Origin of the sequence: Microcoleus vaginatus PCC 9802, from assembly GCA_022701275.1 — a bacterium.
GTDB lineage: Bacteria > Cyanobacteriota > Cyanobacteriia > Cyanobacteriales > Microcoleaceae > Microcoleus > Microcoleus vaginatus_A.
Genome location: CP031740.1, coordinates 2,914,462 through 2,928,891, shown reverse-complemented (window position 1 = coordinate 2,928,891; position 14,430 = coordinate 2,914,462). Strand labels below are relative to the sequence as shown.

Annotated in this window: 5 protein-coding genes; 2 read left to right on the top strand and 3 right to left on the bottom strand. The window is 44.0% G+C overall.

Annotated elements, in window-relative coordinates; genetic code table 11:
* Positions 1 to 236: 236 nt before the first annotated feature.
* Positions 237 to 1,250 carry a hypothetical protein gene (locus D0A34_11775; protein ID UNU19457.1) on the bottom strand — a complete coding sequence of 338 codons (1,014 nt, stop codon included), beginning with the start codon at positions 1,248 to 1,250 and terminating at the stop codon, positions 237 to 239.
* Between the two features lie 122 nt (positions 1,251 to 1,372).
* Here D0A34_11775 and D0A34_11770 point away from each other — a divergent pair, with 122 nt between their 5' ends.
* The gene (locus D0A34_11770; GenBank protein ID UNU19456.1) at positions 1,373 to 1,939 is read left to right on the top strand and encodes a hypothetical protein; all 567 of its coding nucleotides are present in this window, start codon (positions 1,373 to 1,375) and stop codon (positions 1,937 to 1,939) included.
* Between the two features lie 4 nt (positions 1,940 to 1,943).
* Here D0A34_11770 and D0A34_11765 read toward each other — a convergent pair whose 3' ends face one another.
* Complete coding sequence (locus D0A34_11765) at positions 1,944 to 7,289, bottom strand: GAF domain-containing protein (protein UNU19455.1); 5,346 nt, start codon at positions 7,287 to 7,289, stop codon at positions 1,944 to 1,946.
* A 429-nt stretch (positions 7,290 to 7,718) separates the two neighbouring features.
* Between D0A34_11765 and D0A34_11760 the strand changes: the two genes are divergently transcribed.
* On the top strand, positions 7,719 to 10,187 hold the full coding sequence (locus D0A34_11760) for an ATP-dependent Clp protease ATP-binding subunit (protein UNU19454.1): 2,469 nt from the start codon (positions 7,719 to 7,721) through the stop codon (positions 10,185 to 10,187).
* 107 nt (positions 10,188 to 10,294) lie between these two features.
* On the opposite strand, the gene D0A34_11755 is transcribed toward D0A34_11760, so the two are convergent.
* Entirely contained in the window at positions 10,295 to 14,347 is a 4,053-nt protein-coding gene (locus D0A34_11755; GenBank protein ID UNU19453.1) for a hypothetical protein, read from the bottom strand.
* Between the last annotated feature and the right edge of the window lie 83 nt (positions 14,348 to 14,430).

Below are 14,430 nucleotides of genomic sequence, written 5' to 3'. Positions count from 1 at the left end.
TCCTAGCCTTGCTCTGAGCAACTGCCGAGAAGAGTTTTATTATTATTTTTATTTTAAATGCAATTTAAAAGCGGACTAGCTTATGTTACCGATTGACCTGCTCTCCGACCAATTGACTCTAATAAAATTAGTTTTTAATGATGAACGCCACTCCTCTCTTTATGAATAAATTAAAACTAAAATTTTCCCTCCTAACTTAATTATAATTGTACAGGCATCGAATATGCAAGAACTCATCAATGGGACGCGCCCTCAGACCAAACAGGCAATTGATTAATCTTGTCCAGGGTTATATCTACATACTTTTTACCGTCCGCCGCCCGATTTTCCCCAAAATATCCATCATCGCCGTCGTGCTTGTGAGGGCCACTCACAGCTTCTGCATAGCGGCCTTGCAAACGAGCTTGGTTGAAAGGAGAAGTCGCGTACCAGTACCAGCGACTCGGAAAAACTATGCCGCCAATATCCTCAATTGAATCGCGAGTGCCACGAAAGTGGAAAATGCGATCGGCCTCTGTAAAACCATTTACTCCCGAAAACACGCCCCCAACCGAAACAACCGTAATTTCTGCCTTCAGCCATTCTTTAAGATAGCGAGTAGCACCCAAAGCAACTTGTGCGCCGCCGCTAGTGCCAATTAAAATAACTTTCAAAGGTTGTTGAGAATTAACTGAAATGGGAGATTGAGCATTCATGCGCTCGATAATTGCATTAGCCAGTCCCTGATTGTATGCAAAGCCGTAGCGATAATCTAGAGAAATTGCAAACCTCCAGAGATTGCGAATTTTGATGAATATATCCCCCGCAATCGGCCCGCTTTTTGCCTGTTCTGCAAACCGCCAAAAAGGAGCTAGCCACCGCTCTCCTCCTAAACTTTTGTTAGACGCTGAATAAGGAAAAACATCGCCCACTGCTACGCACTGCGGGTGACTTTTAACTAAACGCTTGAGAAACAACTCTTCACCAGGGGTTAATTCATCCCCCGAAAAATCGCCAACTCCCGGTAAAAAGATGATATAACAATTGAGTTGCGAAGACTTACGCGCTTCTAGATTGCCCTTCTTAGAGGGCAATATCTCCGGCGGATTTTTCTTGATACCCAAAGTTTCGGCACTTTGATTCAGCCACCATATAACAGTCCCCACCGGCGAAAGAATGCCCCAAATTATTAGGATTACACCTGCGATGAGCAACAAATTTAAACTTCCCCCGCGCAGCCATGCAAGTATCCGTAAAATCAATCTTAGCATTTAATAAAATCTGGTAGAATGCCAATTAATTACCTAATTACCTAGAATTAGTTCGGTGATTCTGCTGTATTAGAGCTTATTTTGTAAAAGTTGTCAACTATCTTGAGGAGCAGGAGTTCAACGTGAAGGGAGAAGATTCAATTGCAGGTTTGGGGGCAACGCTTTGGAACGCACTTTCTTTGAACGGCAATTTTTACGAAAAAACTCCCTACACTGGCAGAACTAAGCGAATAGCTTTAACAATTGTAATGTTAGCTGCGCTGTCCCGCGTGTTGGGCAGTGCTGTCATCTTGTTAATCAACCGAACTGAGCTATCAGTATTATTTTTAGGACTTTTCATAGAGGGTTTGGCAGTCGCGGGGGGTTATTATTTTTGGACTTTCACTATCTTTAAAATCGGGGAGTGGCTGAAGCCGGGACACGTAAATTATGGGGAGTTGTTGGTTCCGATCGGGTTTGCATACGCCCCCCAGGTGCTGAATTTTTTAACGCTAATTCCCTTGCTGGGAGAAGGAATAGAGCGGATATTAGCGGTCTGGAGTTTGCTAGCTGTAATTGTGGCGGTTCGCCAAGGTTTGGATATTCAAACTCGCTGGGCGGTGTTAATTTGTTTTGTGGGCTGGCCATTGATCCAAATTGCGATCGGCTTTGTGGAAGTAATTGAACAGTTGCTTTCACGATGGCTTTAATTCATCAAGACGGCAGCAGTATAGTAAACTCGCTGCCCTCTCCAGGTTCCGACTTGCAAATTAACTTTCCTCCATGCTGTTCTACCACAATTTGATAACTGATAGACAATCCCAAACCAGTCCCCTTACCTACCTGTTTAGTAGTAAAAAACGGATCGAATATTTTACCCAGCACCTCCGAATTCATCCCCACACCATTATCAACAATGCGAATCGCTACTTGATTTCCTTCCGCCACTTCAGTGCAAATCTGGATTGTCGGAGTCCGTTTCGAGTCAACTTCACTCCCTCTTTCGCGACAAAAAGCATCAATCGCATTGGTCAGTACATTCATAAATACCTGATTAATTTCTCCCGGATAGCAGTTCACTAAAGGCAAATTGCCGTACTCCTTGATCACTTGAATATTAAGTAATTTGTGATCCAAAATCATCAAGGTACTGTCCATACCTTCGTGGATATTAACCCATTTTCTATCTGATTCATCTAGCCGAGAAAAGTTTCGCAGCGACAGCACAATATCGCGAACTCTCGCAGCGCCCACTCTCATTGAATCGATCATTTTAGTGAAATCATTCATTAAAAAATCTAAATCTATTTGGTCTGTTTCATGTACTATTTCTTGCACAGGATTTGGGTAATTATTTTGGTATAAACGTAGTAGATTTAGTAAGCTTTCAGCGTATTCGTTGGTGTAATATAAATTTCCATAAATAAAGTTAATCGGGTTATTAATTTCGTGAGCAATTCCCCCGACCACTTGCCCTAAACTGGACATTTTTTCACTTTGAATTAGCTGCAATTGAGTGTGGCGAAGTTCTTCCAATGCAGTATGCAAATTCTCAGTTCTTTGGGCTACTCGCGTTTCCAGAATACTATAAAAACGAGCATTTTCTAGAGAAATAGCGGCTTGTGCAGACAGGATTCCCAAAATTTCTAGCCTGTCGCTAGTAAAAGCACCTTTTGTTAAATTATTTTCTAAGTAAAAAATTCCCGTAAGGTTGCCTTGATGGATAATTGGCAATACGAGGATAGATAGGGGTTGATTGGTCGCAATATAAGGGTCGAATTGGAATTGCTCGGCTTGGGTAGCATCATCTAAAACCAAGTATTTTTGGGTTCTGTCTACATAGTTAATTAATGAAATTGGGAGGCTCTCCGATTCGGCAATCGGGAGAGATTGTAACAAGGTTACATCATTAAACTGACCTGTAAGTCCAGCTTCTATGAATAATTGATTACCTGTCTTGGCAAGAAATAATACTTTTTGAGCGCCTGCGTTTTCCTTTACAAGCTGTACGAGTTTCTCTAGCAAGTGGCTGAGAATAATTTCGCTCGAAACAGCTTGTGATGCTTTTACAACTGTTGAAAAATCCAGCACCCAACTATTGTTAATAGTAGTTTGGGCAGTGGTGATAACATTTTTATGTATTGCGTCTTGATGGCGCTCAACTAAATAATGATAACGGGATCCTAAGTCTTTAACTTTGGCTGTAGCTCCCCAGCGGATGTAAGCATAATAAGCTTTGGTCAGATAAGCTCGAGCACTTATCTCTTTATCCAAAGATTGATAAAACTCTCCAGCTAATTCATAAGCTAATGCTTCTTCGTGGATGTAACCGTTAGCAGCAGCCCCTTTAATAGCTAAGTCATAATAATCCATGGCGGCAAGCTTATCGTTGATAACTCGCGCTTTTTCTGCTTCGACTAACTCGTATTTATGCTGATAATTCATGGGTGCATGGTAGGCCCACTTTTTCATAAGTTGCTGATTAGAGTTAACAATAGCTAGAGATGCTTCTTGATTGTCACTGTGAGGATAGTGAGCGAGGAGGGCCAGCGAATAGTAGAAATTGTGTACCCCAACAGTGATTAAGCCGATCGCCCCATCTGCGTATTCTGCCGCTAATTTACCGTGGGCAACAGCCGGAGCATAATCTTTAAATAAATAAAGCAGCATCAATTTAGCAACATAAGCTGCAAACAGCGACATTCGATTATTTTCTTTCTGCCAACGCGACATCACAGCAGGTTCATCCAACCTGCCGCTAACTAATCGTAATTGCTCTGCTGTTTTGCTTCTTAAACTTGAAGCAATTACTTGCCAAACTTTAGCATAACCTATGGCAAATTCGTGTTTATTTTTTATCAAAAATTCCATATAAATGGTTTGTTTTTCTTTGACCAAATCTAGGGTTTCTCCCACCAAGAATAAATTGGCAATATAGTGCTTAGAATTATAAACTGCCCATTCTAAGTCACCACTTTCCAAACCAAAAGTCCTTCCTTCTAGAAAGGAAGGAAGTGTATTCTTAGTAGACTCTTTCCAGATTCTTATATGACCATTAAACATTACATAAACCTTAGCTTTCTGTTGGGTAGCATTAAATTGTTCTAGCAGCTTTAAAGCGATTAGCCCAGCGTAGTAGCCAGCTTCGATGTCGCCTTCGATGCCGCATAGGATCGTTCCATAAAGAGTATAGGGAAAAGTAGCTAATGCTGAATGACCGCGATCAATACAAAGATTGACCATAGTCAAGACGAGGGAGGACACAATTTCTGGTTTGGCAATATAAGCAGGAGGATAGAGGGCTGTCAGGATTTCCATAGCTGCCAGTTGATAAGGATCTGTCATAACTGGCAGGTTTTCTAATTCCTCAATTCGCGGCAATTTTGGCACTGCAATGGTTTGCTGATCTAATAGGTTTACTCCCAGCATTGCCAGCACTTCTAGACCTGTTTCAACCGCTTTTAGCATCTGGCTTTGAGCCTGATAAAATAGGATCTTTAGCTGATACACTTTCACTATGTCAAGCTGGTTTTTAGCCGATCGCAAAACCACTTCTGCCAAAACTTCTGCTTGCTCAAAGTTGGTGTTTAAATATTCCGCTTCCAGCGTCTCTACATACAGCCGCAGCGTCATGTCATAGTTGCGAACCCAGCTATCAGGTGCTAATAAGGAAATTCCCACATTCAAATACTTAACAGCGGGTTCGTAAGCGTTAGCTGCTTTTGCCTTATGCCCAGCCCTTAAATTTAACCCTGCTAATTCATCTTTTTCTGATTGCCGGGTGAGACAATCAATTCCTACATTCAACTGGTTAATAATATCAAAAATTCTCTCTTCTACTTTATCGGGTGGCGTATTTTCAAGTAGCAATTTACCGATGGTAAGATGAGTGGCTTTCTTTTCATCATCAGGAATCAGCGAATATGCAGCTTGCTGGACGCGATCGTGCAAAAATTTATAGCCCACTCGCGAAGAATTGAAATTTAAATTAACGGCTGATTCTCGATCTAAAAATAAAGGAATAAGGTAACTCTCATTCAATGGAAGTATTAACCCCGCTTGCAAAGCATCCCAGAGTTCCGTCGCAGTCGCTGATGGAGATTTTGCGTTGACAGTAGAGAGAACATCAAGAGTGAAATTGTCGCCAACACAAGCGGCTAATTTCAAAACTTCTCGTGTAATGTCTGGCAGTTTTTGAATCCGACTGGCTACCAGTTCAACTACACTCTTATCTGTAATACCAATAGCTTGAATATCCTCAATGTTCCACTGCCACTGCCCTTTTATTCCGGTAGAGAGCAGCCGGGGAAAGTCAAATTTCAAAAGTTTTTCTTGATAAAGAGTGTTGAGCAATTGCGTCACGAAAAAAGGATTACCACCAGTTTTATTCCAAATTAACTCCGCTAAGGGGTGAATTCTTTCTGAGTCATTCAACGTCTCCGAAATTAACTCAGTTACCTGGGCTAAAGAAAGAGGTTGCAGCACCAATTTGTTGATAATAGTCCCCGTTTGTTCAAGGTACTCTACTGTTTGCATTAAAGGATGGGTAGAGCTAACTTCACGATCTCGATAGGCTCCAATTAATAGTAAATATTTGCTGTCGGGGTCAGTTGCCAGCAATTCCATTAATTTCAAGGTCGCTGAATCTGACCACTGCAAGTCATCGAGAAATATGACTAATGGATGCTCTTTTTGTGCGAATACGTGGATAAATTCTTTGAATAGCCTGTTAAAGCGGTTTTGTGCTTCTGTGGGGGCAAGTTCGGGAACTGGAGGCTGTTTGCCAATTACCAATTCTAGTTCGGGAATCACGTCAATAATTACTTGTCCGGCCTTGCCTAGTGCGGCTAAAAGTTGATGTTGCCAATCTTGTATTTTTTTGCTATTTTCCGCAAGTAATTGCTGGATCAAAGATTTAAAAGCTTGAATTAAAGATGCGTAAGGTATATTCCGCTTGAATTGGTCAAATTTACCTGAAATAAAATAGCCCCGCTGTCGGGTTATGGGTTTTTGGATTTCGCTGACTACGGCCGATTTGCCTATACCTGCATAACCAGAAACTAAGATCAGTTCAATTTGGGAAGGGGAAGAATTTTCCTCGCAAGGATTAGCTACACGTTCAAATGCTGCCAATAGTTCGCTGACTTGTGTTTCCCGACCGTACAATTTTTGAGGAATCAACAACTGACTCAATATATCTAAGTTTCCCGGCGTAAAATTGACTATCTTGCCTGTAGTTTCTAACTGATGTAAACAATTTTCTAAATCTGCAAGCAATCCGCCCGCACTTTGATATCGCTGTTCGGCATTTTTGGCAATCAGTTTCATCACAATTTGTGAGAGGGCTGGTGGAATCTCTGAATTAATTTGATGGGGTACAATTGCTTGAGATGCTATGTGACTGTAAACTATCTCTAAGGGGTCGTTACTCATAAATGGTAATTGACCTGTCAGCATTTCATATAAGGTAATACCGAGAGAATAAAAGTCGGTGCGGTAGTCTAGGGTGCGGTTCATTCTCCCGGTTTGTTCTGGAGACATATAAGCAAAAGTACCGACTAGCGAGTTAATATTATTAATTTGGGGATTTTCTTTGGTTAATCGTGAAGCAATGCCGAAATCGGTCAGTTTAATAATTCCTGTGTGGCTGTTGATGATGATATTGCTCGGCTTAATATCTTTGTGAATAATTTTTTGAAGGTGTAGATATTCTAAGGTTTTTATGAGTTGGATGCCAAACCTCAAACAGGTTATGACTTCGAGCTTTTGTCTCGACATGAGGCGATCGAGAGATTCGCCCTCAAAGTCTTCTAAAAGCAAGCCGAGACGGTTGTCAAAGGTTTCTAGGCTAATGACTTTAACGAGGCCCGGATGGTCTAAATGTTGGCGAATGCGATACTCGTGCTTGATCCGGGTAATTGCATCAAGGGTGGGATATTCAGCTTTCAGGATTTTGAGTACGGTTGTATCCTGGTGGGTGGGGATTTTTCCTCGATAAATAATCGTTTCGATACCTTCGTGGAGAGTGCAGTGGATTTGGTATTGGGAGAGAAATTGCATGGAGTTCTCCTGAGAGTTGAAAATATATCTGATTCGAGTCGCTGTTCGCTGTTGACTGAGGGCACGACCACCCTCAACAGTCAAAAGCCTTGACATGGCAACTGTTATATGCTTAATTCAACCATGTACTTAGGCCAACAAAAATCAAGCTTTATTTGCTCGAACAAGAATACAACTTGTACATAAAATGATAGTATTTATGCAATCAAGCCATTTTGCTACTATTATTCTCAATTAATATCCGATCGACAGCGGACGGCAACCACACCCCTACTATTCGGCTCTCCCCACTGTCCCTCCTCCCTTAGCAAGATACATTGTTAGAGAACGAAATACACAAAAATTTACATCTATAATTTGTGTAGTGTTCCAAATCGCTCCTCACCAGCAGCGATACAGCCCTCGCCAAGACAGTAGGATAGAAAAAATATGTTTGAACGCTTTACAGAACAAGCCATTAAAGCAATCATGCTAGCCCAAGAGGAAGCGCGGCGCCTCGGTCACAATTTTGTAGGCACCGAGCAAATTCTTCTGGGACTCGTCGGCGAAGGCACTGGCATCGCTGCAAAAGTATTACTGGATATGGGCCTCAACTTGAAAGAGGCACGCAATGAAATCGAAAATATCATCGGTAGAGGTTCTGGGTTCCTCCCGCCGGAAATTCCTTTTACGCCCCGCGTCAAGCGCATTTTTGAGACGGCACTCAACGAAGCGCGGCAGTTAGGCCACAATTACATCGGCACCGAGCACATCCTGCTGGGGCTGATTCAGGACGATGAAGGGGTGGCGGCGAAGGTGCTGCAAAACTTGGGGATCGATCGCCAGAGAGTCCGCACACAGGTAATTCGTGCCGTGGGAGAAGTCGCGGCGGTACCCGGAGGTAGGGGGGAGAGCGGCGATCGCAAAACCCCCACTTTAGAAGAATTCGGCACAAACCTGACCAAGTTAGCCGCAGCCGGCAAACTCGATCCCGTGGTGGGCCGCGAAAATGAAATTGAGCGCGTGATCCAAGTGCTCGGCCGCCGCACGAAGAACAATCCTGTGTTAGTAGGCGAACCGGGAGTAGGCAAAACAGCCCTCGCCGAAGGCCTAGCCCAGCGGATTGTTAATAGAAACGTCCCGGAAATTTTAGAAGACAAACAAGTAATCAGCCTCGATATGGGTTCGCTGATTGCTGGTACAAAGTTCCGAGGCGAATTTGAGGAACGGCTAACGAAAATCATGGCCGAAATTCGCGCTGCAGGCAACATCATTCTGGTCATCGATGAAATTCACACCTTAGTCGGTGCAGGCGCAATTCAAGGCAGCATGGACGCCTCCAATATGCTCAAACCAGCCCTTGCTAGAGGCGAATTGCAGTGTGTCGGCGCAACTACCTTGGAGGAATATCGTAAGCACATCGAGCGCGACGCAGCCTTAGAACGCCGCTTCCAACCGATCAAAGTCGGTGAACCGAGCGTGGCTGAAACAATAGAAATATTGTACGGGTTGCGCTCGGCTTACGAACAGCATCACAGACTGACAATTTCCGATGCAGCTTTAGAAGCAGCGGCCACACTGTCAGACAGATACATTAATGATCGGTTTTTGCCAGACAAGGCGATCGACTTAATTGACGAAGCAGGTTCCCGCGTCCGCGTGATGAATTCACAAACCCCGCCCGAAGTTAAAGAACTCAAAAAACAACTGCCTGCAGTAACAAAAGAAAAAGATGCAGCAGTGCGCGAGCAAGACTTCGACAAAGCTGGAAAATTGCGCGATCGCGAATTAGAAATTGAAGCCGAAATCGCCGAAGCTACGATCAACAAAAGCCAACTCAAAACTTCTCCCATCGTCACCGAAGAAGACATCGCCCACATCGTGGCTAATTGGACGGGAGTACCGGTCAGCAAGCTGACAGAATCCGAATCGGAATTGCTGCTGCACATGGAAGATACTTTGCACCAGCGCTTGATTGGTCAAGAAGAAGCTGTCAGCGCAGTTTCTCGGGCTATCCGTCGCGCACGGGTAGGCTTGAAAAATCCCAATCGCCCGATCGCCAGTTTCATCTTTTCCGGCCCCACAGGCGTCGGTAAAACCGAACTTACAAAAGCCCTGGCAACTTATTTCTTCGGTTCCGAAGAAGCCATGATTCGGTTAGATATGTCCGAATTCATGGAACGCCACACGGTTTCCAAACTCATCGGTTCGCCTCCCGGTTACGTCGGCTACGACGAAGGTGGCCAACTAACAGAAGCAGTCCGGCGCCGTCCTTACACGGTCATCTTGTTCGACGAAATCGAAAAAGCTCACCCGGATGTCTTCAACATGATGCTGCAAATCTTGGAAGACGGCCGCTTGACGGATGCTAAAGGTCGGACAGTTGACTTTAAGAATACACTGCTGATCATGACCTCCAACATCGGTTCGCGAGTGATTGAAAAAGGCGGTGGCGGTCTCGGTTTCGAGTTTGCTGAAAGTGCCGCAGACGGTCAGTACAACCGCGTTCGCAGCTTGGTAAACGAAGAACTGAAACAGGTTTTCCGTCCCGAATTTATCAACCGCTTGGATGAGATTATCGTCTTCCGCCAGTTGAACAGGGAAGAAGTCAAGCAGATTGCGGACATCATGTTGCAGCAAGTCTTCAGCCGCTTAACCGAACAGGGTATTACTTTGTCGGTGACGGACCGGTTCAAGGACTTGTTAGTTACAGAAGGCTACAATCCCAGCTACGGTGCTCGACCTTTACGCCGCGCAATCATGCGGTTGTTGGAAGATGTACTGGCTGAGGAAATGCTGTCTGGGAAGCTGAAAGACGGCCAAAAGGCGATCGTTGATGTGGATGAAAACGGTCAGGTTAAGGTAGTGCCCGATGGTTCATCTGAGCCGAAATTGCCCGAATTCGCATTGAGCCATTAATGCCCTCTAAAAACGGATAAATACTGTTGATTAAAAACCCGGTTTCTTAGAGAAACCGGGTTTTTAATTAAAAAATACCAGTAAAAAAAAGCAACTTATCGATGAATCTAATCCCAGGATTGCAATTGCCCAACCCAATGCTGCACAAAAGCAGAAATGCGATCGCGCCGAGTTTCAAAAGTAGCAGCAATCCAGATAAACGCAATCCCAAAAGCCAAACCAATTGCCCATTTAATCAGCGGATAATCCAATATCAGAATCACCAACTGATAGAAAACATTAATTAAAAATACAGCCGTTCCCACAAACAAAAACGCCCGAACTCGCAGCGCCAAACCGGCTGCAATAGCCACCAAACTAAAAACTCCCGCCACTAAACCGTAGCTTTGCTGAGTCAAAAGAGGTATCCCGCAAATCAGCGCAGTTGCGAGCATTCGCAGAGTGTGGCGCAGCGGTTTTTGTGCTGGTAATTTGAGAGTGCGATCGAACTGAGCAATATAAAGTAAAGAAAGCCCTAAAGGAGTAACATAAAACTCTTGCTGAGTCAATCCTATTTGCCAGAACCACCGCAGCAATATCCAGTCAATTATCGCCACACTCACATACGTAAAACGGACTTCCTGCCTTTCCCAAGCCAGGAAAACATAGAAGGCGCCAGCTATCAGCAAGCTAATCGGATAAAACTTAGCCGGACTTTCCAAAATAGTAACTATTGGAATCAGCGAAGCAATTACCTGCCAAGGTTTTTTGGACCAACCCCAGTTGTCCCAAGGCAAAATATAAATGAAATAGGCTAATAGAGAAGCGAAGGCAACTTTCCACGGCCCCAGCGGCCCGGAAATATACTTAACTAAAGGTGTATTGATCCAGTAAAGCCGGATGCCAAAGGCTTCTAGCCAACCCAAGTAAATCCAAATTTCTGCCCATGGGCGATCGAGATTATTTCGCCCTTGCAAGAAAGCGTATTGAACTAATAAAGCACCAGTGACTAATCCTAAACTTAGGCCAGATTTAATATCATAGGCAGAAGCCCAAATCAGGAGCAAACTGCTCACAACCCAGTGCAGGTGAGCAAATATTTTTAACTCTGCATTGGTTAAATGTAAATAATTACTGAGCCAAGGAGATAAAATTCGATAGATATATGTTAAAGTTGTGCCAAGAGTGGCCAGGACAATTAAGCCATCGCCAAAAGCTCCTCCTGGTGTTTGAAAAAGTTGATAGAGTAGCGATTCGTAAGCAGCAAGGGACACGCCAATTAATCCTAAATAAACCAAAGGTTTGAATTCTGGCTCCCGCCTACCAATGCCGATCGCAATTAAAGACGCACCCAACACAGTTAAACCAGTCCAATTCGTCAAAGTGTGCGATCGGAAAGTTAAACCCAATACCCCGTAAACTAAAGGTATAAAATGGATGCTAGGTAAAATTGTTGGATCGGGGCGGCGGCGCCGCCACACGTCACCCAATAATTGAGTAAACAATCCGAGAGCGATATTAGCAACTGCCAAATTAATCGTAGTGCGATCGACAAAACTCAAACCCACTGCTGTCAACAACTCCACACTCCAAGCCAAGGCATAAATTGCCAGAGGGGAAAGTTGGCGTAAATTTCGGAAAACAATCGCAGCCATGATCACCAAAATCGCAGCCAAAGCTTCAGCAGAGGGCGGGAAACTCAAGCTACTGGCTGCGTAGAGTTCATAGGAATAAAATGTAATAGTTGTTAACAGCAAGCTTGCCAGTAAGATTGCCCACCCATCTAAAGCTCGCTCGTAAATTTCAGCTAATGGAAAAGGCTCAGGTAAACCCCTAGAAAAACGAACTATTATGCTGCGAAGCCACCACAGAGACAAAAGAGCGATCGCCCCGGCAATTCCCCAATCCCAACCTGACACAAAACCTAATTGATCGATCACCGCAGCTACGAAACTCAAGCCAAACCCCACTCCAATCACAGCCGCTGGTAGCTCTAGTAAATAGTAAGTATTGACCAACATTAATAAGGATGCAAAGCCAAAACCAATTAACCGATATCCCGGAAAAGTAAAAATTAGAAATTGTGCGAATATTAAGGCGATCACACTAAAGGTACTGGCAACTTGTTTGTGAGGGAGCTCAGTATATTTAGCAACAGCAGTCAAAGCCAAAGGAGTAGCCAGCCAGAGCAAACTCCACTGAGGGCGATGAGTGGCAGTAGCGGCAATTAAATAATTTTGCAACAATATAAAGCTGAATCCTGCTAATACTAAGCCCAGATACCAAGAACTTTGGAACCATGCAGGAGGCCAGCGGAAAAACGCAGAACTTTCGCGGGCATTTGCCGCTTTCATCCAGAGAAAAAATACCCATTCACTCGCCATTAATATTAATAATATTGCCGACCAAATATTGGGTGTCAGGTTGGGGAAAAATAAGTCAATTGCCGAAGCGATCGCGCCTAAACCCATAAGCTGAGTTATGGGAATCAAAATTACCGGATTTCGGTGTGGTTCAGCCGCAGAAGCAGGCCTCGAAACTCGCCGGAAATTATCGGGAATTACGTATTTCCAAGTGATCCAACCTAAAATTAAAGTAGAGGCTAATAAATTGAGCGATCGCCAAAACGGATTGACAAAACTAATAACAGTTAAAACAATCCCCAAACCGAGAGCAAGGTTTTCGCCAAAACGGGCAAGTTGAAACTTTCGCTTGCGGTAGAGCCACTGCCCCCCACTTACCATTAAAATTAAATAAGGCAACAGCAGAACACCCCAAAAAGCCCAAGGAGTTTGCTGAGAGTTTGTAAACTGAGTTAAAAATGCCACAAGTTGTGTTTTAATCCCTAAAGGAAGCACTCGCCAAAACAGCCAAATACTCTGAAGTCCCACCGCCTCAAGCATTAGCAAATCAAACTCTTGCCAAAACCGCACTAAACGGTTGTAAAAAAACCAAACAGCCAATCCGCTAACTGCGATCGCCTGTAGCGGAATGTCGCGAAAACAAACCAGGTATCCCAAACCCAACAAACCCATTCCCGCTAATTGCCATTTAAAAAAATTGCTGGGATTTGGCTGGTCGGATATATTGTTTTCAATAGCCCCAGATGCGAGGGGTTGCTGCCAATCTACCCATGCTAAAAGCACGCCACAAATCGCCAAAGCTAAACCCATTTCAGCGATATTTACATCCTTGACAAATATCGCTCGACCCAGTAAAATTCCTAACGAAAAAGCTACTAAAGCCGCTTTTTTGTAAGTCAGAAAATCTCGGCTCAAACTGAAAGCAGCGGGGAATGTTTCAGTATTTCCCCCACGTTGGATAGATTGCAATCGTTGTTGCTGAACTTGATAAACTCTAGCAGCAGCCGTTCCCACTGTACCCACATAAACCGCAGCCAGGGAAAAGCCTGCAAATGCCCACCCCCAGTGCAAATAACTCAATCCCAAGTGATTTAGGGCGATCGAACGAGTGATATTTTTTCCTGAAAAGCTTTGATATTGATCTTTGATAATCCGGGCAGTTATCCAAGTCAAAATAAGTGCCGCTGCGATTGCTACCGCCCAATCCCCAGGATACCGCCACAATCCAAAAGTATCCATTGCCCAAAAATTGATCGGCACTAGCAACAGCGTCACTTCTTGCAAAGTTTTAGCAGTCAAGTGCAAATTATGCTGTCTGTTTGCCCAACTGCTAATCGCCCAAAAAGTTAAAGTATAAGCTAACAAAACTCCATATTGTCCGGCGGCCGGAAATCTTTCCCACTGACTGGCAGCTAAGACTCCAGACGAGACAACTACCATGAACACTCCTAAAAACAACAGCCACACCACGCTAATTTCTGCCATTAGTGAGTGCAAAATTTGAGTGATAAAACTAGGGGTTTGAGTAGTTTCTGTGGGCCTAGCAACGCTTTCTCTGCTGCTAATTACTGCTTTTTGCGTTGATAAGGCAGGTACTTTTGGCTCGGCAATAGGAGCGATCGGGCTATCGTCAATTTCAGAAAGTTCTACAGCGGGCTCTCTGAGTGGGCAGACTAAATACTGTCGGCACAATTCCTCAACCTCAGCGGGCGAAAGTAAACCTATCCGCAGCCACGCATCTAAACCGGTCAACAACTCAGGATGCGAGGCTAAGACGCTCAATTCAATTTTGCTCGATCGACCTTTGGGAGACGACATTGGCTTAAACTTGTACTACGTACCTTCAAGCTATAGCCTAGATTAATGTCGAGCGAACATGGCAACATTCCGCCATCGCAATT

Bases quoted from the DNA above. Each gene is read 5' to 3' on its own strand.
- D0A34_11775 (UNU19457.1), bottom strand. From the start codon at position 1,250: ATGCTAAGATTGATTTTACGGATACTTGCATGGCTGCGCGGGGGAAGT.
- D0A34_11765 (UNU19455.1), bottom strand. From the start codon at position 7,289: ATGCAATTTCTCTCCCAATACCAAATCCACTGCACTCTCCACGAAGGT.
- D0A34_11760 (UNU19454.1), top strand. From the start codon at position 7,719: ATGTTTGAACGCTTTACAGAACAAGCCATTAAAGCAATCATGCTAGCC.
- D0A34_11755 (UNU19453.1), bottom strand. From the start codon at position 14,347: ATGTCGTCTCCCAAAGGTCGATCGAGCAAAATTGAATTGAGCGTCTTA.